Origin of the sequence: Treponema sp. OMZ 840, assembly GCF_050937815.1 — a bacterium.
GTDB lineage: Bacteria > Spirochaetota > Spirochaetia > Treponematales > Treponemataceae > Treponema_C.
The window spans coordinates 38,005-55,752 of the sequence record NZ_JACDIJ010000010.1 but is presented as its reverse complement, the minus strand read 5'-3'; the positions used below and the strand labels follow the sequence as shown (position 1 = coordinate 55,752).

General features: G+C 43.6%; 20 protein-coding genes. 12 read left to right on the top strand and 8 right to left on the bottom strand.

The window, feature by feature from the left end:
• Window positions 1-56: 56 nt before the first annotated feature.
• The 3 genes from H0R92_RS11345 (at window position 57) to H0R92_RS11335 (ending at window position 2,674) form a co-directional block, all read left to right on the top strand.
• Window positions 57-1,016, top strand: a complete 960-nt coding sequence (locus tag H0R92_RS11345) for a D-2-hydroxyacid dehydrogenase (protein ID WP_432964780.1) — start codon at window positions 57-59, stop codon at window positions 1,014-1,016.
• An 81-nt stretch (window positions 1,017-1,097) separates the two neighbouring features.
• Window positions 1,098-1,970 (top strand): NAD(P)-dependent oxidoreductase, encoded by an 873-nt coding sequence (locus H0R92_RS11340; RefSeq protein WP_432964777.1) that lies wholly within the window; start codon window positions 1,098-1,100, stop codon window positions 1,968-1,970.
• Between the two features lie 23 nt (window positions 1,971-1,993).
• Entirely contained in the window at window positions 1,994-2,674 is a 681-nt protein-coding gene (locus tag H0R92_RS11335; RefSeq protein ID WP_432964774.1) for a non-canonical purine NTP pyrophosphatase, read from the top strand.
• On the opposite strand, the gene H0R92_RS11330 is transcribed toward H0R92_RS11335, so the two are convergent.
• Entirely contained in the window at window positions 2,632-3,402 is a 771-nt protein-coding gene (locus H0R92_RS11330; RefSeq protein WP_432964771.1) for a class I SAM-dependent methyltransferase, read from the bottom strand. The genes H0R92_RS11335 and H0R92_RS11330 overlap by 43 nt on opposite strands.
• Before the next feature lie 225 nt (window positions 3,403-3,627).
• On the opposite strand from H0R92_RS11330, the gene H0R92_RS11325 reads away from it, so the two are divergent.
• From H0R92_RS11325 to tsaB, 9 genes are all read left to right on the top strand, one after another.
• Complete coding sequence (locus tag H0R92_RS11325; protein WP_432964768.1) at window positions 3,628-4,488, top strand: flagellin; 861 nt, start codon at window positions 3,628-3,630, stop codon at window positions 4,486-4,488.
• Window positions 4,489-4,862: 374 nt separating this feature from the next.
• Window positions 4,863-5,720, top strand: coding sequence for a flagellin (locus tag H0R92_RS11320; protein ID WP_432964765.1), 858 nt, complete (start codon window positions 4,863-4,865; stop codon window positions 5,718-5,720).
• A 152-nt stretch (window positions 5,721-5,872) separates the two neighbouring features.
• On the top strand, window positions 5,873-6,211 hold the full coding sequence (locus tag H0R92_RS11315; protein ID WP_432964762.1) for a flagellar protein FlaG: 339 nt from the start codon (window positions 5,873-5,875) through the stop codon (window positions 6,209-6,211).
• Between the two features lie 27 nt (window positions 6,212-6,238).
• A complete protein-coding gene (gene fliD / locus H0R92_RS11310; RefSeq protein WP_432964759.1) occupies window positions 6,239-8,254 on the top strand; it encodes a flagellar filament capping protein FliD in 2,016 nt (671 codons plus the stop codon).
• 11 nt (window positions 8,255-8,265) lie between these two features.
• The gene (locus H0R92_RS11305) at window positions 8,266-8,871 is read left to right on the top strand and encodes a hypothetical protein (RefSeq protein WP_432964756.1); all 606 of its coding nucleotides are present in this window, start codon (window positions 8,266-8,268) and stop codon (window positions 8,869-8,871) included.
• The gene (locus H0R92_RS11300) at window positions 8,865-9,968 is read left to right on the top strand and encodes a PilZ domain-containing protein (RefSeq protein ID WP_432964753.1); all 1,104 of its coding nucleotides are present in this window, start codon (window positions 8,865-8,867) and stop codon (window positions 9,966-9,968) included. The genes H0R92_RS11305 and H0R92_RS11300 overlap by 7 nt, the downstream gene beginning before the upstream one ends.
• A 35-nt stretch (window positions 9,969-10,003) precedes the next feature.
• Window positions 10,004-10,267, top strand: a complete 264-nt coding sequence (locus H0R92_RS11295; protein WP_432964750.1) for a hypothetical protein — start codon at window positions 10,004-10,006, stop codon at window positions 10,265-10,267.
• Window positions 10,261-10,692, top strand: a complete 432-nt coding sequence (tsaE, locus tag H0R92_RS11290; protein WP_432964867.1) for a tRNA (adenosine(37)-N6)-threonylcarbamoyltransferase complex ATPase subunit type 1 TsaE — start codon at window positions 10,261-10,263, stop codon at window positions 10,690-10,692. Before H0R92_RS11295 ends, tsaE begins: the two co-directional genes overlap by 7 nt.
• Window positions 10,692-11,414 carry a tRNA (adenosine(37)-N6)-threonylcarbamoyltransferase complex dimerization subunit type 1 TsaB gene (tsaB, locus tag H0R92_RS11285; RefSeq protein WP_432964747.1) on the top strand — a complete coding sequence of 241 codons (723 nt, stop codon included), beginning with the start codon at window positions 10,692-10,694 and terminating at the stop codon, window positions 11,412-11,414. Before tsaE ends, tsaB begins: the two co-directional genes overlap by 1 nt.
• On the opposite strand, the gene csrA is transcribed toward tsaB, so the two are convergent.
• The 7 genes from csrA to H0R92_RS11250 form a co-directional block, all read right to left on the bottom strand.
• The gene (gene csrA, locus H0R92_RS11280; RefSeq protein ID WP_432964745.1) at window positions 11,382-11,618 is read right to left on the bottom strand and encodes a carbon storage regulator CsrA; all 237 of its coding nucleotides are present in this window, start codon (window positions 11,616-11,618) and stop codon (window positions 11,382-11,384) included. The genes tsaB and csrA overlap by 33 nt on opposite strands.
• Window positions 11,612-12,058 (bottom strand): flagellar assembly protein FliW, encoded by a 447-nt coding sequence (fliW, locus tag H0R92_RS11275; RefSeq protein ID WP_432964743.1) that lies wholly within the window; start codon window positions 12,056-12,058, stop codon window positions 11,612-11,614. Before fliW ends, csrA begins: the two co-directional genes overlap by 7 nt.
• A gap of 8 nt (window positions 12,059-12,066) precedes the next feature.
• Window positions 12,067-13,311, bottom strand: a complete 1,245-nt coding sequence (locus H0R92_RS11270; RefSeq protein ID WP_432964740.1) for a flagellar hook-associated protein 3 — start codon at window positions 13,309-13,311, stop codon at window positions 12,067-12,069.
• A gap of 12 nt (window positions 13,312-13,323) precedes the next feature.
• Entirely contained in the window at window positions 13,324-15,243 is a 1,920-nt protein-coding gene (gene flgK / locus H0R92_RS11265; protein WP_432964737.1) for a flagellar hook-associated protein FlgK, read from the bottom strand.
• A gap of 16 nt (window positions 15,244-15,259) precedes the next feature.
• Window positions 15,260-15,754 (bottom strand): hypothetical protein, encoded by a 495-nt coding sequence (locus H0R92_RS11260; protein ID WP_432964734.1) that lies wholly within the window; start codon window positions 15,752-15,754, stop codon window positions 15,260-15,262.
• Between the two features lie 80 nt (window positions 15,755-15,834).
• Window positions 15,835-16,767 (bottom strand): 1-phosphofructokinase family hexose kinase, encoded by a 933-nt coding sequence (locus H0R92_RS11255; RefSeq protein WP_432964731.1) that lies wholly within the window; start codon window positions 16,765-16,767, stop codon window positions 15,835-15,837.
• A 78-nt stretch (window positions 16,768-16,845) separates the two neighbouring features.
• The gene (locus H0R92_RS11250; RefSeq protein ID WP_432964728.1) at window positions 16,846-17,703 is read right to left on the bottom strand and encodes a class II fructose-bisphosphate aldolase; all 858 of its coding nucleotides are present in this window, start codon (window positions 17,701-17,703) and stop codon (window positions 16,846-16,848) included.
• Window positions 17,704-17,748 lie beyond the last annotated feature (45 nt).

Genomic DNA, 17,748 nt, shown 5'->3' with positions numbered 1-17,748 from the left:
CCCCTTCCCTCCTTTATCGAAAAATAAAAATCTGTATACTGTTTTGAGGAAAAAAAATGGAAAAAATTGTTGTATTGGACGGATATACCGAAAATCCGGGAGATTTATCTTGGGACGAATTAGGACAGCTTGGAGATTTAACCGTCTACGACCGAACCCCTGCCGATAAAATAATTGAACGTATCGGCAACGCCGCTTATGTATATACAAACAAAACACCGATTACAAAACAAACGATACATGCATGTCCGCATTTGAAATTCATCGGTGTGCTCGCAACCGGTTATAATGTCATAGATGTTCAGGCAGCTAAAGAAAAGAATATTATAGTTTCAAATATTCCCACTTACGGAACACAAGCCGTTTCGCAATATGTCTTTGCACTCTTACTGGAAATCTGTCACCATGTTGCACATCATTGCACAGCAGTGTATGAAGGGCGCTGGACTTCCAATCCCGATTGGTGTTTTTGGGACTACCCGCTGATTGAACTTGCCGGTAAAACCTTAGGAGTAATCGGTTTCGGCCGTATCGGACAAAGTACGGCAAAAATAGCGCAAGCACTTGGTATGAATGTTATCGCCTATGATGAATATAAAAGCGATGAGGGGCGAAAATTGGCTTCTTATGTTCCTCTTGAAACACTCTATAAGCAGTCCGATGTAATTTCTCTGCATGTTCCGCTGTTCCCGTCGACCGAGGGAATGATAAACCGACACAGCATAGAAAAAATGAAAAACAATGTCATTATCATTAATACATCACGCGGCCCCTTGGTTAAAGAAGATGATATGGCTGAAGCGCTCAACAGCGGTAAGGTTTATTATTATGCAGCCGATGTCGTTTCAAGTGAACCGATTTTAAAAACAAATCCGCTTTTAAAAGCAAAAAATTGTATTATCACACCGCATATCGCTTGGGCACCGAAAGAGTCACGGCAGCGTTTAATGAATATTGCCGTTGATAACTTAAAGCATTTTTTAAAAGGGACTCCGGTCAATATTGTAAATTCTTAATAAAAAAGATAATCTAAGAGAACAGTGCGGCTCGAAATTCAAAATCGAGTATGCACTGAAGTTCAGTTTTTGGAGCAGGATATGAATATAGCATGGATAGGAGCCGGCGTTATGGGCTCTTCAATGGCGCGTCATCTGGCACAGGCGGGACACAAGGTAAAAATATACAACCGCAGCCCGGCAAAATGTGAAGCCTTAAAGCAGTACGGTATAGAACCCGCCGCAACAATAGCCGAATGCGTACAAGGGGCGCAGGCGGTGTTTACGATTGTCGGTTATCCTTCCGATGTCGAACAAGTATATTTGGGAGAAAAAGGCATTTTCCGCCATGCCGGAACGGGAGCTTTTTTAGTCGATATGACCACATCCTCCCCCGTTTTGGCAAAGCGCTTGTACGATACCGCACATTCTGCAGAATTTGCGCATAAAAAATTCCGCGTTGCCGATGCCCCCGTTTCCGGAGGTGACACGGGAGCGCAAAATGCAACCCTTTCGATAATGGTCGGTGCCGATAAAGAAGACTTTGCGGAACTGTTGCCCCTCTTCCAAATTATGGGAAAAACAATTACTCATATAGGACCTGCCGGAAGCGGTCAGCATTGTAAGGCATGCAATCAAATAGCTATAGCCGGGACGATTGCAGGTTGTGCCGAAGCAGCGGCTTATGCATTGCAAAACAACTTGAATGCGGAAATTATTTTACAAGCCATTGCAAAAGGAGCGGCGGGAAGTTGGCAAATGGATTACAATGTGCCCAAAATGCTTCAAAACGATTTTGCACCCGGTTTTTTTATCAAACACTTTATAAAAGATATGAAAATCGGACAAAGCGTTATGAGCGAACAAAACAAAAAATTACCGGTTTTGGATACCGTTTTGAAACTGTACGAAGAACTTGAAAACCGAGGCTTTGCCGAAAGCGGCACACAGCGGATTATAGACTGGTATAAATAGAAAAAAAACGCTATACTTTTTTTATGACTCTGTATCTTGCAACGGGCAACCTGCACAAAAAAAAGGAAATGCAGGAAATTTGCCGCGGCCATACAATTTTAATTCCTTCGGATAAGGGAATCGACTTTAACCCGATTGAAAACGGAAACGGTTTTTTTGAAAACGCCTTGATAAAAGCGCGCGCCCTGTGGGAAATTGTCAAAGAACCGGTACTTGCCGACGATTCGGGCATTTGCGTCGACATTCTCGGCGGCGCACCCGGTATCTATTCGGCACGCTATGCCGGAAGCGCCTTTCCGAAAGGAAGGCCCGACGGAACGAAGATTCCGCAGGAAGAGCAAAACCGTCTGCTTTTACAAGCCGTTGATGAAGCGGTATGCGCAGCCGTGCAAACGGCCGAAAAAACCGCACAGCCGCTTGCAGCGCATAAAGCGCCGCTCTCAGCCGATAAAGCGCGCCGATGCCGCTATGTATGCGCAATGGTGTTATATTTGGGAAAAGAGCGTTTTTATTGCGTTCAGGAAACATTTGAAGGCACCCTGATAGAAAACATCGAACAAAGCCGCGGTCAAGGCGGTTTCGGTTACGACCCTATCGTGTTTTTAAGCGAATACGGAAAAACGGTTGCCGAGCTGTCCGACGAAGAAAAAAACAAAATGTCTCACCGCGGAAAGGCGGCGCGTAAAATACTGCAATTACTATAAGTACCGCAATATTCAAAGCCCGCACGCTTTGCGCACAACTCAAGTGCTTTTTGTGTATAAAAACTTACGTGGGTTGGATCTTCTTTATACCACCAGCTTTTAAAATCGTCAACGTTATCGGGCGCAAAGAGCGTGTGCACTGCAAGAATGCCTCCGGCTTTGCATGCACGCGCAAGGCCTGCAAAGCCCTCGTGCGGGCTTTCAAAATGTTCGGCGACTTCAAGACAAAGCACCGCATCCGCGCCGCCGGGAAAAAACTGTACGCCGGGGGCAAAAAAAGGATCCCAGCCGCGAATCTCGGTATCTTCGGGCAAAAGCCCGCTGCGCGTATAAGAGGCTAAAAGTTCAACTAAGGCGCCGTTTCCGCAGCCGTAATCGAAAACGGTGTGCGGCGGCCGGCCAAGCAGTTTTTTTATGTAAAACAGTGCGGTATCCGCAAAATCGGCTAAAAACGAACGATACCCTTTATCGGCAAGACTGTTATTATGCAAAAGATAGCGTTTTTTTTGCGCTTCCGCAGATATAAAACAATCGGGATGAACAAAAATACCGCCGCAGCCCCTTTTTTTGCCCCCGCTGCACGTATCGGAACTGCATATATCGGCAGGCTGTTCATCGTCATGACAGCGAAAAAACCGGCGGCATCCTTCCTTGCTCCTTTTAAAAGAAAAAATAAGTTCTTGCGCCCCTTTTTTTCCGCAAAAAGGACAGTAAACGGTTTTGTACATATAAAAAGTATATCATTTTTCAAATAAAAACTAAAGTTTTTTATACCGTATGCCGATGAAATATGTGTAGAGAACCATAATTGTAATCCTTCGTTGAAGAAAAACAATTAGGAAGCTCTTGCTGTGTAAAAGCCGTGACTGTAGCCTTGTAATTACTTCATGGCCGTTTACACAAAAAAAAGACAGCAAGGATGCTGTCTTTATATATCTTCATGGAGGAATCTCATGATTATCAATCACAACATGTCGGCAATGTACTCGAACCGTGTCTTGGGTGTTACAAACCTGGCACAGGCTAAAGACATGGAAAAATTGTCTTCCGGTATGAAAATCAACCGTGCCGGTGACGACGCTTCCGGTTTGGCTGTGTCGGAAAAAATGCGCTCACAAATCCGCGGCTTAAACCAAGCTTCACGCAACGCGCAAAACGGTATCAGTTTTATACAGGTAAGCGAAGGCTACCTGCAGGAAACCACCGATATTATGCACCGTATTCGTGAACTTGCAGTACAGTCATCCAACGGTATCTACAGCGACGAAGACCGCATGCAGATTCAAGTTGAAGTTTCTCAGCTTGTAGCCGAAGTAGACCGCATTGCAAGTCATGCCCAGTTTAACGGTATGAACATGCTGACAGGACGTTTTGCCCGCGCTACCGGTGAAAATACCGTTACCGCTTCTATGTGGCTCCATATCGGTGCAAACATGGATCAGCGCATGCAGGTATTTATCGGTACGATGACCGCTATGGCCGTAGGCGTACGCGAAATCGGTTCCGAAAAAGTTATGTCTATTGCAGCTCCGGATGACGCAAACCGCGCTATCGGAACCATTGACGAAGGCTTGAAAAAAATCAACAAACAGCGTGCCGACCTCGGTGCCTACCAAAACAGGCTCGAAATGACAGTCAAGGGAATCGACGTTGCCGCAGAAAACCTGCAGGCTGCCGAATCCACTATCCGCGATACCGATATGGCAAAGCAGATGGTTGACTTCACGAAGAACCGGATTTTGGCGCAAGCCGGTACCGCAATGCTGGCTCAAGCCAACGTTACGACTCAAAACGTCTTGACACTGCTTCAATAGTACTGTATAAGGGCTTGTGGGAACACAGAAGATGTGCTATACTATTAGCGGAGGCTTCTGTGCCCGCAGCTTGAGCGGTTTTTACTTCCATTGTTTTTCGAAAATTCCCCAAGCTGTTATATGAATGCTTTTTTAGAGGCGTGCGTTTTACACCGCGGCAAAAGCCGCAGTGTAAAACAAGAGATCTTTGACAGCACCTTTCAGTGATTACGTAGCGACAGAGACGGTTACAGCTGTATGACACAGCCGTAACGGTTCCTGTTGTACGGGTCTAAAACGAGATAAAGAAGGCGCAAAAGTCTTTATCTTGCCCGAAACGTAAAACAGGCCTTAAAGCATGATGCTTTACAGGTTTATCACATGGAGGGTAACATATGATTATTAATCACAACATGAGTTCAATGTATGCAAACCGTACTCTCGGTATCAATACCGATCAAGTACAGGGCAACATTGAAAAACTCAGTTCCGGTCAGCGGATAAACAGAGCCGGTGACGATGCTTCGGGACTTGCCGTATCCGAAAAGATGCGTATGCAAATCCGCGGTCTTAACCAAGCTCAAAAGAATATCCAAAACGGCGTTTCCTTTATTCAGGCAACCGAAGGTTATTTGCAGGAAACAACGGATATTCTCGGCCGTATCCGCGAACTTTCGATTCAATCGGCAAACGGTATTTACAGCGATGAAGACCGTATGCAAATTCAAGTCGAAGTTTCCCAGCTCATAGATGAAGTAGACCGCATCGCAAGTTCTGCCCAATTCAACGGCATGAATATGCTTACCGGTGCATTTGCAACCGATTCCGTTTCAGGACGGATTATGCAGCTTCATGTAGGAGCAAACGTAGACCAGAACGCACGTGTATACATCGGTACAATGACCGCACAGTCATTAGGATTGGTAGGTACACAAGGCGATGCTTCTGCAAAGCTTTCCATTGCGAGTCCGGAATCGGCCAATATGGCGATTGCAACCTTGGATTCCGCCCTTACTTCTGTAAATAAGCAGCGCGCTGACCTTGGTGCATATCAAAACCGTTTTGAAATGGCTGCAAAAGGTATCGGAATTGCCGCGGAAAACCTGCAAGCTGCCGAATCAATAATCAGAGATACCGATATGGCATCCGAGATTGTTGAGTACACCAAAAATCAGATACTGACACAGTCAAGCGTAGCGATGTTGGCTCAGGCAAATACGCAAGCACAAAACGTATTGCCCTTATTGAGCTAAAAGCACACATGTTCATTAAAGAGAAAACTGGATGTCGTCTTTTTGATGAACGATTAGGAAGTACGGAAGAGGTGCGCCCCTCTTTCGTACTTTTCTTTAAAATCAGATTGCACCCAGCGTTATATATAACGCCGTTTCAAGGAGGAAACGCCATGAGTATAACTACAAATGGAATTGGGAATAATCCGGCTATGGACAGCCGCACGGCATATGATTATGCAGCCGCAGTACGAGGTGTGCAAACAACCATAACTAATGCGGAAGCCGGAGTTAATAAACCGCCCGTGAAAAAAACGGAACCGAAGCCTGTCCAAAATTTTTCGGCAAAAGAATTGCGCTATAATATGAATGAACAGCTGGATCAGGTTGTCGTTACCGTTGTGGACCCGTCTACCGATAAAATCATTAAGGAGATTCCGTCCGCAGAAGTGCAGGAAATGAAAATTCGCGTTAAAAATGCAATAGGCAGTTTTATTGACGAAACGCGCTGATAACGCGGACAATAGACTACACAGTGCATGGCCGATATAAGTATACCCGGTGTAACCGATAAATATAAAACAAACGATCTCATTAAAAACCTTATGGAAACCGAACGAGTTCCCTTAAAACAGGAACAAAATCGGCTCGAGTCATATAAAACCGAACAAAATGCATGGCGCAACGTCAACGCTCATATGCGCTCTTTGCGCGAAACGGTCAGGTCCCTCTATTCTTTCGATAATCCCTTTAATTCCAAATTGGCATCGTCTACGGACGAATACGCAGTAACTGCCGAGCCGAAACGGGATGCCGCTTTGGAATCATTTAAAATTGAAGTTCTTGAAACGGCAAAAGCTGACCGTTTTTTATCGGCCGAATTGGACAGTAAAATGCAGGTACCTGCCGGCACATACGAATACACGGTAAACGAAAAAACGATAAGTTTTAACTGGAAGGGCGGAAAATTATCGGATTTTGCCGCCGCATTAAACAGACGCTCCGCAAATACCGTAAAAGCGTCTCTTATCGGCATTACCAAAAATACGCAGGCTCTTTTAATCGAGTCTTTGATTACGGGAAGCGAAAACCGCTTGGTGTTTTCAAAGGCGGCAAAGGATTTTGCCCTGCAAACGGGCATGATCGGTAAAGCACCGGCTGCAGCGCACAATTCGTTTACGATAAAACGCACTGAAATTCAAAATGCGGGTACCTTAAACTCAAAAACCGTACAATTTGCCCCGGATGCCCTTACCCTCCCCCCCCGCTCCGGCTTTGAAAGTGCAATTTCTTCCAAAATAGCGGCGGAAAAAGGCAACAGCATACGATTTACCGTCCGTGCAGTCGATTTGCCTGCCGAAGAGATTTTACCCGACGGCCCCGACCTTCCGGGACCGGGCATCGTTCAATTTAAAGACATTACGCTTTCAAATGAAAATTTGGATACAAAACTGCCCGAAAAAACCGAAGTCCTTCCCGCCGAACCGATTGAAGATTATACAGCGGTTTTTATAAAAACAAAAGCCGGAGGCGAAATCCCTTTAACTGCGCTTAAACAAAACGGAGAAAATACCGCATATGCCGTTAATATATCGGATTACCCCGATATACAATCGCTTGTCATAAAAAACAACAATACGCATAAAAAAATCATTATGAGCACTCCGCAAACCGTCAACAATTCCGCTGCGGGAGGATATATTCCCCTTAATCCGGCGGAAACCGCTTCGGATGCAAAAATCAAATATCAGGGAATAACCATTAGCCGGCCTACAAATGAAATAGAAGATGTCGTCCCCAATGTAAAACTCAATATACATGCAAAAACGGAAAAACCGGCTACAATCACTATAGCGCCAGATACAGAAGCGGCAAAAGAATCGTTGATAACATTCGTAGGAAAATACAACCGTCTTGTCGCTGAAATGAATATTTTAACCCAAACAAAACCCGAAATAATTACCGAACTGGAATATTTGAGTACCGAAGAGGCAAAAGAGGCGGAAGAACGCTTGGGAATGCTGCAAACCGAATTTACCCTTATAAACGGGAAACGTTCTTTACAAACGATTATGGCAAACCGTCATCCGTCTACCGACGATGCCGAAATCACTATGCTGTCGCAAATCGGTATTTCTTCAAGCGCAACAACAGGCGGCTTTGCAGGTATTGCTCCGAGCAGATTGCGCGGCTATTTGGAAATAGATGAAAAAAAATTGGATGCCGCTTTACAAAGCAATATGCAGGATATAAAAAACCTGTTCGGTTACGACAGCGACGGCGACTTGCTTGTCGATTCCGGTATCGCCTTTTTATTGGACAAAGATTTGCAATCGTTTACGCAAATCGGCGGCATCATCGCTTCAAAAACATCGCTGTTAAATACCCGCATAGGTTCTTCGGAACGAAATATCGAAAGTCTTGAAAAAAAATTAAAACAAAAGGAACAGGATTTAAAAAGGAAATACGGGCAAATGGAGGCCGTTTTAAACAGTTTGGAAAAACAATCCGATTCTATAACAAACTTTACCGACAGTCAAAACAGTTCAAGATAGAGAGGGTACATATGAATATATACATCAATTCTGTAAAAGCGGACTTTATACTCGAAGATGAAAAAACACTCGGAGATGTTTTAAAAGCGTTTCAAATCGAATGTGAAAAAAACGAGGCAACTATCGTATCCGTAGAAGTAGACGGTTTTGCACTAAAAGCCGAGCAAATGGATTCTATTTTTGATCGGGCGATTACGAATATACAAAGCATTAAAATTGAAACAATTACTCAAAGCGATATTATGCGCGCCCTGCAGGATACGGGATCAAAGATTTCGGTTTTGAGCAACGAACTGGAACAACTTTCCGTTTTACTGCAAAGCGGAAAAGATGCGAAAGTGTCGGTTATATTAACATCCTTTGCCGATTTGTTCGATATACTGTGCCGCACGGTCAGCTTGTGCAGCTTATTTCCGCACTACTTTGACCGCTTTTTAATAGACGGACAATCTCCCCTTGTTTTTTTACGGGATTTTTCTCCCGTTTTATCCGATTTTGAAAAATCTCTTTCCGATGCGGATACCGTACTCACCGGTGATTTAGCCGAATACGAAATAGTACCTCGTCTGCGTTCTTTTGTAGCGGCCGTTCAATCTTTCGGAGAAAACCGATGTTGATACTGCAAGCAGGCAGTGCAATAGCCGTACGCCAAAACACAAAGCTTATTCCCATTGCCGTTTTGATTCTTGCCGTTATTATGCTTTTTATCATATTAAAATATACGGTAAAAGCTTTTAACGCCTTTTTACGCAATTCCGCAGCAAAAAAACCGAAAAAAGTATTGGATGTGAATCTTTTAAAAGCAACCGGGAAAAAACTCGGCTTGTCAAAAGAAGAAATCGCTTTTTTAATCACTTTATGCAAAAACTATAATATAACGGCTTTGCCTCTTATATCTTCTACCGAGCAATGTATTGCCGGTCCTTTAAAAACAATTTACCGAAATATATGCGCCGAAGAACAACGAGCGGCGCATACGGCCGAAACGGAAGCTAAAAAGTTATTGCTTTTTACGATAATTCATAAAATCGAAAACGGTAAGCGGAATTTAACAATGATAACAAACAGTATTGCGTTTTCGGCAGGGCTTGCAACAACATATACCGATGAAAAAGGTGAAAACTATCCGGTCGCGATTATTGAAAACAACGATACGGAAATGATTATATCAATCGCACAAAAAAAAGACGGCACAAAAATAAAACCGCTTCCCTTATCCAAAATTCTTTTGACCATTCAGTTAAAAAACGGCATAGCATATAAAATTTCCCCCCGTATAATACGCTACCAACGGCGCAAAGACTTTGAAGAAATGGTTGTAACGCATACAAAAAACATTATACCCATGCTTCAGCGCAGATTTAAACGTGTTTCGATTTCGCAGCGTTGTACATTCCGTTCCTTAAAGATTCTTGAAAGCGAAGGGAAAAAACAATATTATCCGCAGGGGCAAGCATATCCGGGTATGATTAACGATATTTCAGCCGGCGGCTGTAAAATGCGGACAATGGTACCGGCCCAAGACGGACAATATATTCAAATTACGATAGACCTTATCGGCAAACAGATAGACAGTATAATAGGTATTGTGGTAAAATCAAAAAAAGACGTAGATATGAAAACAACCGTTTTGCATATGCGCTTTATTCGAATGTCAAAAAAAGCACGAAATACTATTTTTTCGTTAGTGTATAATTACGACGAAATCGTATAAGTGTGTTTGCTGTTTCAGCGATCGGAGTACAACCTATGGAAGTATTGGAATTAAAGATTTTACACAAAGAGGCCGGCTATATTTATTACCGTATTTCGTACGAAGCACAAGCCGTTTTATCTTTTTTAAACAGAACCAAAGAGCTTCCTATAGATTTTACAATAGAAACGAGTGCAAGCGGAGCGAAGGATATAGAGTTAAAATTAAAAGATGATGTGGATTATCCTCTTTTGCCCGTTATACGGGCAATAAAAGAAAAAATACTGGAAATGGATAAAAAAGGATTACTGCCCTGTTAACCGTATATACAAAATCAGCCGACGAAACAATTTTGTTGGGCGAAAAAATAGGTTTATTTTTACAAAGGGGCGATGTTATAGCCCTTCAAGGCACTTTGGCTGCGGGAAAAACCACTATTACAAAGGGTATCGCCCGTTCGCTCGGTGTAACGGAAGAAATTACCAGCCCGACTTTTACTCTTATCAGCGTATATGAGGGCAACCTACCGCTGTACCATATGGATGTATACCGGCTTGCAGGAATTGAGGATTTTTCGGATTTAGGTCCGGAAGAAATGTTGTACGGCGACGGTGTTTGTATTATCGAATGGAGTGAAAAGGTTATGAGCGAATTGCCTAAAAATTCCATCATTATAACGCTTAGCGCCGAAAACGAAAAACGTACCATTACAATTGAAAATTGGCCATACGGAGATTTACAATAATGAAAGCTCTTGCAATAGACAGCAGTACATCAGCCCTCTGCTTTGCAGCATGTAACGGCGAAAAAAAAGCTCTTTTAAGCCTTGATATAGGAATGCGGCAATCGGAAAAGCTTTTAGACGGTGTAGAATGTGTGTTATCCCATTGCGATCTAAAATCCGAAAATCTTGACTATACGGCATTGTGCAGCGGACCGGGCACTTTTACCGGTTTGCGCCTCGCTTTTTCGGCACTCAAAGCCCTTAGCTTTGCACAAAATATTCCCGTATATGCGTTTTCCACCCTCGATATACTTGCCTACCCGTACCGCCAATGGCAGGGCGCCCTTATACCCGCCCTTGATGCAAAAAAGCACAGCTTTTATGCCGCAATATATCGAAACGGAATTTTAAATGACGGACCGTTTGACGCAAGTACCGAAACGATTCTTGCACATACGGATCCGGAAGAAAATCTTCTTATAGTAGGAGCCGATGCGGCATATTTTGCCGAACAGGCACGGTCAATACGCCCTGCCCAAAATATCGTTACCTTTTTGCCCGTAAGCGGCGAAAACGGCATATCCGATGTAAAGGAAGTTCATGCGGTTTTTACACTGTTGGATCTGGCAGCTAAAAAATTCCGTGCACATGAAAAACCCATCGAAGAATACGAGGGGCCGTTTTATATGAGAAAAAGCGAAGCGGAAATGTCACTGGTCGAGCAAACCGGAAAGAACGCTTAAATCGCTTTGAGCGGAAACCGCACTTGCAGCCGCCGCTTTATTTTCATCCTGTATGGCTTGAAACACTTCTTCGCGAAACACTTTTACATGTTTGGGCGCTTCCACTCCTATTTTTACCTGATCTCCGCGGACTTCAATAATCGTCAAAGTAATGTCGCTGCCGATTTTGATTTTTTCGTTTATTTTACGAGATAATATCAGCATGACGAGCTCCGTGAATTTGCGGAGGATAAATCATGCTTAGTCAGCCAACGCGGATCCTGTAAAACAATTTGTTTGCCCGTTTTGTTGTTTTTATTAATTATCAAGGGTCCCTGCAAATTCGCGGTAATATGCGTTTTTTTATCCTTTGCCAAGGTTACAATCGTAATAACCAGCACGTCGGATGCATCTTTTACACCGATATCTTTTACACTTTCATCATCGACATCCAGTTCATAATCGGGGAAAAACATAAAAGGGTCTACAACCAAAAAAGCGAGTTTTTTTTCATGTACCGCTTGAAGCCACATAAACGGACGATACTCCGATTCGGAAAGTTTAAATTCCGTATATTCTTCAAAGCCGTATAAACCTTTAGGAAAATGTAAAACGGATGTATTATCTGAAAAAGAAAAATCCGCTGTTTTAAAGTCGCTGCTCATGAGTTATCCTATTTTATATAGTTAAGTAAAGTACTGTTGTACAATTTTGCCGCAGTACTCAGGGTGGCTTGTTTTACATAATCGAGCATTTTCATATCGGTGATTCCCTTTGTAATGTCCAAATCGCCTTCGCGCGCAATCATAGCGGTTGTATTCAAATTATTTGTTTGCGAGCGGGAAACCGCAACTTGCGCCCGTTCATACTGTGCGCCGATTTCGGCTATACGCCTATTTAAATTCCCTAAGCCGCTGTCCAAACCGCCCAGAACCTTACCGCCTATGGATTCCTGATCGCCGCGCAGCAATGCATCCCGAAAAGCGATAACAGTGTCGAAAAGAGAACCTCCCGTTACTTGCACCGAGGCTCCGAGATTATAGGGCGGGCGCTGGCTTGCATCCTTTATAAGTCCCAAATCGAACAAAGCGCTTCCTTTTTTATCCTGAAGCCATAACTGCCGGGCATCCGTTGTTTTCAAGTTTAAGCCGTTTGTTACCGGATCCAAATGCGCTTTTACAGCAACACCGGCATTGTTTATCTTTGAAATTATCGAATATACGTTATCGCCGGCTTTTAGCTGTATGTCTTTACCGTCGATGCTGATAATACTGTCGGAGCGTACTTGATATGCAGTTGCATCCCGTTCGGCAAAAAGGGTTTGTTCTTCCGCCCAAAAAATACTGTTTCCCGTGCGGTTCAGATTCATGTATGCACGTTCGTCCACTTCTATATCGTTATGTTGAACGGAACCGTTATAACGAACGTCCGTAATAAGAGCGTCACCGGAACCCGGTACGGAACCGAATTCGATTTCAAAGGCCGTATTTTTTGTACGAGTGCCGGCAAAAAGAGCCGTCCCGTCCGGACCGACTGCATTTGCCGATGTGACCAATTCTTTTAAAAGTTCGTCAACTTCCGCTGCCATATTTTTTAAATCGTCTTTTGTATATACACCGTTGGCACCGGTGACGGCAAGTTCTCTTACACGCTGCATAACATCCAAAGAATGCTTTATATATCCTTCGGAAACCGAATATTGGTCGGTAAGGGTTTTTGCGTTTTTTTCAAACTGTTCGACACGGGAAAGGTAGGATTGGTATCGCACAAGATGTCCTGCCGCCAAAGGATCGTCGCGTAAATCCTGAATACGCCGCTGGCTTCCCATTTGGTTGTTCATTTTGTTAGCCTTCGATTCCTGTATACGAAGATTGTACTGTACGTCGTTATTCGCTAAAGAAGTGCTTACTCTTCTCATCTTTTGCTCCTATTAAACACCTAAACGGTTTATAACCGTATCCAAAAGTTCATCCACAACACTGACGAATTTTGCGGCTGCATTGTAGCCGTGCTGGAATTTAATTATATCGGCCAATTCTTCATCGATATTGACGCCGGAAATCGAATCGCGTAAATCGCGTAAATCCGCCATAATTTTATTTTGACTCAACAAATTTGTTTGCGCTTGTTCGCCTTTTAAGCCTACATCGGTAACGCTTTCGGCAAAATAATCGTCAAAGGTACGCGAACGGCCGATCATAACCGGATTGTTCCGCAAAGCCGCGATTTCCACAGCAGAAGAACCGTCGCCCGCTTCTACAACTCCGTTATGTCCCGGCTTTCCCGCGGCGACCGACAAGATATCGTTTTTTACCGCCTTGTTGACATGCATATAACCTGACGGATTTAAAACGGGTGCTACCGCATAGCGGGCCGTGTTGACGGCATTTACGCCGATATCCGCAGAACCTTCACGTACTGCGGCGGCAAGAAAATTCACCGCATCGGCTTGGTTAAAATCGTATGCGTTTTCAGGTCCGCTGCCGGCTAAAAGACCTGCATAACCGGTTAAAAAAAAGCCCGAATCTTCTATATGACGGATAACAAAATCCGGATTATCGGGCGAAGATGCCGTCGTTGCCTTTAAAACAAGGCGGTTTGTCCGGTCAAGGTAGGCCTTTACTTCACCGTTTGAATCGTTTATGCGGTTTATAAGCGTTTCGACGGTATCTGTAGCATAATAAGGAATTTCGACATTTCCCGAAGTGCCCGACAGGGTAATAACGCCGGCAAGTCCCGTTTGTTCTTGGGGATGCAGTTCGTTTGAACCGCTGATACGAAATAAATAAGTCGAATCTTCAATGCCGTCACCGTCGCGGTCATAATTACCCAGTACATTCGCAACAAAAGGCTCTTCTACAAAAAAATCAAGGCCGGTAACGTTATTTGCTCCGACGGAATTACGGTGAATATCATTTACAAGATCCGTAAAATTCATGGCTACCGTATTTAAGTTTTGTATTTCAGTACGGATATCGACATCACGCAATTCAATAAGCGCCCCCAAACTGCCCCCGGCAAAAAAAGCGTCGTTTTGCGTATCTGCCCATACAACTTTTGTATATCCGTTATTATCCGTAAGCGGTACAACTTCATAGCCGCGGGCTTTACCGCCTTGTACTAAAATATGACCGTCGATATGTACCATAAATTCATCGGGGTCGCGGCGGTCGGTAGTAATGTTTATAAGCTTGGACAGTTTTTCCACCATTAAATCGCGGCGGTCATATAAATCGTTCGGGTTGTCGCCCATAGCTTCCGAACGGATTATTTCTTTATTCAGTTCGGCAATTTGCAACGCATAATCGTTTACTTGCCTGACGGTTGCTTCAATATCGCCGTTTAACATAGTTCCGACACCCTGTAAGCCGATAAAACGTTGGCGGACGGAGTTTACCAGCGACTCTCCCCTGCTTACGACAGCTTGGCGTGCCGCAGCGGATTCCGGATATATTGAAAGTTCCTGCCATGCTTCCCAAAATTTATCCATTGTAGTACGGATTGAAATATCGGCCGGTTCGTTATACAGTTTTTCAAGCATACTGTAATACTTATCGCGCGTTTCCCAATACGATTCCAGATTTGCCTGTGCGGTTATGCGGATATCTAAAAGCTCATCCCGTATGCGGGTTATACTTTGAACGTCAATACCCTGACCTACTTGTCCCGGCCGTTCTTCACGAGTTAAATCCGGTCGATACAAGGGATCAAAAGCGCGTAAATTAACTCTTTGACGGGAATAACCTTCGTTATCCGCATTGGAAATATTATGTCCGGCAGTCATGATGGACTGGTTTTGTGCCATTAGACTGCGTTTACCGATTTCTATACCTGCAAAACTTGAAGCCATACAATAACTCCTTTTGTTAAATTACGGTATTTACAACCACCGATTCGGGCTGTGTCTTTACAACCGTTCCCGCCGGCGAGTACAGGGTATTTCTGCGTTGCGGTAATACCGTTTCAAAAACGCCTTGTAAAAAACCCTGCGTAATTCGTATGTATTCGTTTAAAACATCATTTTCTATTTTTGAAACCGCCAATTTTTGGCGTACTTGATGGAATACTTCCATAATAGGACGTTTAAAAACCGAAGACACCGCGCGGGTTACCGCATAAATATCATCCGGATCTTTGGGGCATAACAGCGCAAAAACAGCCGTGCGGTCGTTTTCCAAAGCGGAAAAACGTTCGGAAAGCATATTAACGGTGCTCACCGCCCGTTCAACCTGTTCCCAATTTTTGGCCATTACACCGGCATGCAATATTTGCTGCTGTGAAATAATATCTGCAAGCACTTCATTTTGATTAAGCAAGGTTTGGTATAAACGTTGTGTCATACTTTGCGCTTCTTCTTTCATAGGGACTACACCTCATTTAAATATCGGCGTTAGAAAAAAAAGGATTAGCGTTAAAATTGAATTTTGATGAATTCGAAGCTTTAGGATTTGTCTTTTTTCAGTCCGTGATACAGTTTTTGTGCATTTTGCGCGGCACAATCCATTCCGAAAATAACCGCTTTTTTCAGGTCGCCTTCATCAAGTAAACTGAGCGTAAGACCTGCGGTCAATGCATCTCCGCAGCCGATTGTGTTGACAACGGGAACATCTATATTCGGCATTTCATAAAAGGAATGTCCGTCATATACCCACAGCGGAAATTTCCCTCTGCTTATTATGCTTTTTGTTCCGTAACGTGCATACAGGTTTTCGGTAAGAGCGCATACTTTATCCCGTAAACCTTCGGTATCCTGATTTTCCAAAACACGACAGCCGTTTTCAAACGTAAACATAAATTCCGACAAATTGGGTTTTATAATATCGGGTTTAAATGGAAGAGAATCGATAAGATCTGTACCGCAAATGTCTAAAACTACCAATTTTCCCGCATTTTTCGCTTCTTTAACCATTTTCGGGTACAAATCATCCGCATAACCGGCTGTTTTTGTTCCGGTTATCACAACGGCGTCGAATTTATTAAGTAATGAAATATATAAGTCAAAAGCTTGTTTACTTGCATGAATATCAACAGGCAAGGACTCTTCAACCAGCTTTGTACTTGTTCTTTTTCGATTATGTATAATATTGATACAAGAACGGATAGGGCTGTCAACAATAAAATATTCGAGTTTTATCGATTCTTGTCCGCATAATTGCAAAAATTCATCGGTCCGGCTTCCTCCCAAATGGGTAAATGCGGCAGCTTCAAAACCGTGCCGCTTTATTTCGCGGGCGACGTTTATACCTTTTCCTGCCGGCAAAAGAAAATAGTCGGCCGTACGATTTACTTCATTTTCATAAAAAGAATCGAACACCAGTGTTTTTTCAAATGTCGGGTTAAGACAAACCGTTAAAATCGATTTTGCATGTTTCATATACTATCCGTTACTGGCCGTATTTTAACCTTTGATTACAAGCTTTACTTACAAGCCTATAATCAAAGGTTTTCGGGTTTAGCCGGCTTTGTTTGCGCTGCCCATTACATCGATTTTTTCTTCAACAATTGAAGCACATTTAGCGATAACAAGTTTGGAAACGGAGCGCGGATCATCTCCGGGTTGGGCATACCCTTGTTTTGAAACATCAAAAACCCCGTGAACCTTCAATTCGGTTCCTATGTTTATTTTTCTTACCCCGCCGGCAATCGCTTTACGAAAATCGTCGTCGGGAACGCCCGTACCGCCGTGAAGAACAAGCGGCATATGGGGCAATAATTCATGTATTTTTTCTATACGGGGAAAATCGAGTTTGGGTTCGCTTTTATAAAAACCGTGAACCGTACCGACGGCAACGGCAAGCGCATCTACTCCGGTATCGTTTACAAAACGCAGCGCGTCTTCAGGAACGGTAAAAAGCGCTTCGCGTTCCGAAACGACAATGTCGTCTTCTTTTCCGCCGACATGACCGAGTTCGGCCTCTACGGATACTCCGTATTTTGAAGCGTATTCAACCACACGTGCCGTCAGTTCGACATTTTCTTCGTAGCTAAGCTTTGAAGCATCAATCATTACGGAAGTAAAACCGTTGTCAACGGCTCTGCAAATCATATCGTAGTCGGTACAATGGTCAAGGTGCAGAATCATATCGATGCCGAAATCCGATGCAACACCTTCGCACATGCGTACGGTCGTATGTTCGCCCATAATTTTCATTGCGCCGACCGAAGCCATTGCAATGACGGGGCTTTTTTTATTCGCCGCCCCCTGTGCAATACCGATCAGATTATCTAAAGTGAAAAAGTTAAATGCCGGTACCGCATACCGTCCTTTTTCAGCTTTACTCATTTCATACTTCATTGTTACCAATGCCATAGTTGTACCTCCAATACATTAGTGTATAAATTTATTTTACCGTTT

What these genes read in the sequence shown, in the direction of transcription:
- H0R92_RS11345 (WP_432964780.1), top strand. Translation starts at nt 57, where the DNA reads ATGGAAAAAATTGTTGTATTGGACGGATATACCGAAAATCCGGGAGAT.
- H0R92_RS11340 (WP_432964777.1), top strand. Translation starts at nt 1,098, where the DNA reads ATGAATATAGCATGGATAGGAGCCGGCGTTATGGGCTCTTCAATGGCG.
- H0R92_RS11335 (WP_432964774.1), top strand. Translation starts at nt 1,994, where the DNA reads ATGACTCTGTATCTTGCAACGGGCAACCTGCACAAAAAAAAGGAAATG.
- H0R92_RS11330 (WP_432964771.1), bottom strand. Translation starts at nt 3,402, where the DNA reads ATGTACAAAACCGTTTACTGTCCTTTTTGCGGAAAAAAAGGGGCGCAA.
- H0R92_RS11325 (WP_432964768.1), top strand. Translation starts at nt 3,628, where the DNA reads ATGATTATCAATCACAACATGTCGGCAATGTACTCGAACCGTGTCTTG.
- H0R92_RS11320 (WP_432964765.1), top strand. Translation starts at nt 4,863, where the DNA reads ATGATTATTAATCACAACATGAGTTCAATGTATGCAAACCGTACTCTC.
- H0R92_RS11315 (WP_432964762.1), top strand. Translation starts at nt 5,873, where the DNA reads ATGAGTATAACTACAAATGGAATTGGGAATAATCCGGCTATGGACAGC.
- fliD (WP_432964759.1), top strand. Translation starts at nt 6,239, where the DNA reads ATGGCCGATATAAGTATACCCGGTGTAACCGATAAATATAAAACAAAC.
- H0R92_RS11305 (WP_432964756.1), top strand. Translation starts at nt 8,266, where the DNA reads ATGAATATATACATCAATTCTGTAAAAGCGGACTTTATACTCGAAGAT.
- H0R92_RS11300 (WP_432964753.1), top strand. Translation starts at nt 8,865, where the DNA reads ATGTTGATACTGCAAGCAGGCAGTGCAATAGCCGTACGCCAAAACACA.
- H0R92_RS11295 (WP_432964750.1), top strand. Translation starts at nt 10,004, where the DNA reads ATGGAAGTATTGGAATTAAAGATTTTACACAAAGAGGCCGGCTATATT.
- tsaB (WP_432964747.1), top strand. Translation starts at nt 10,692, where the DNA reads ATGAAAGCTCTTGCAATAGACAGCAGTACATCAGCCCTCTGCTTTGCA.
- csrA (WP_432964745.1), bottom strand. Translation starts at nt 11,618, where the DNA reads ATGCTGATATTATCTCGTAAAATAAACGAAAAAATCAAAATCGGCAGC.
- fliW (WP_432964743.1), bottom strand. Translation starts at nt 12,058, where the DNA reads ATGAGCAGCGACTTTAAAACAGCGGATTTTTCTTTTTCAGATAATACA.
- H0R92_RS11270 (WP_432964740.1), bottom strand. Translation starts at nt 13,311, where the DNA reads ATGAGAAGAGTAAGCACTTCTTTAGCGAATAACGACGTACAGTACAAT.
- flgK (WP_432964737.1), bottom strand. Translation starts at nt 15,243, where the DNA reads ATGGCTTCAAGTTTTGCAGGTATAGAAATCGGTAAACGCAGTCTAATG.
- H0R92_RS11260 (WP_432964734.1), bottom strand. Translation starts at nt 15,754, where the DNA reads ATGAAAGAAGAAGCGCAAAGTATGACACAACGTTTATACCAAACCTTG.
- H0R92_RS11255 (WP_432964731.1), bottom strand. Translation starts at nt 16,767, where the DNA reads ATGAAACATGCAAAATCGATTTTAACGGTTTGTCTTAACCCGACATTT.
- H0R92_RS11250 (WP_432964728.1), bottom strand. Translation starts at nt 17,703, where the DNA reads ATGGCATTGGTAACAATGAAGTATGAAATGAGTAAAGCTGAAAAAGGA.